This window comes from Pseudomonas sp. K5002 (assembly GCF_013386655.1).
In the GTDB taxonomy this organism is placed as follows: Bacteria; Pseudomonadota; Gammaproteobacteria; order Pseudomonadales; family Pseudomonadaceae; genus Aquipseudomonas.
The window spans coordinates 726-988 of record NZ_JACARK010001508.1 but is presented as its reverse complement, the minus strand read 5'-3'; the positions used below and the strand labels follow the sequence as shown (position 1 = coordinate 988).

General features: G+C 66.2%; 1 protein-coding gene. It reads left to right on the top strand.

Going from position 1 to position 263, the window contains the following annotated elements; translation table 11 throughout:
* Nucleotides 1-263, top strand: a 263-nt coding sequence (locus tag HX846_RS37570; protein ID WP_178967506.1) for a helix-turn-helix transcriptional regulator, incomplete at both ends; no start/stop codon positions are given.

Below are 263 nucleotides of genomic sequence, written 5' to 3'. Positions count from 1 at the left end.
GAAGCTCGCCGACCTGTCCGTCGCCCGCCTGCATGCACGATTTATCGCGGAAAGCGGGCAGACGCCGATGGACTACATACGCACCCGGCGCTTGCAGATGGCCCGCGGCCTGTTGCGCGACAGCCAGCTGCCGATCGGCGAGATTGCCGCGCGGGTGGGCTATGGTTCGCAAAGTGCATTTGCTGCGGCGATGTTGCGCGAGTTTGGCCTCTCGCCCCGAGCCTTCAGACGAGCACCGCCCGGTGTAGGAGCTGGCTTGCCTG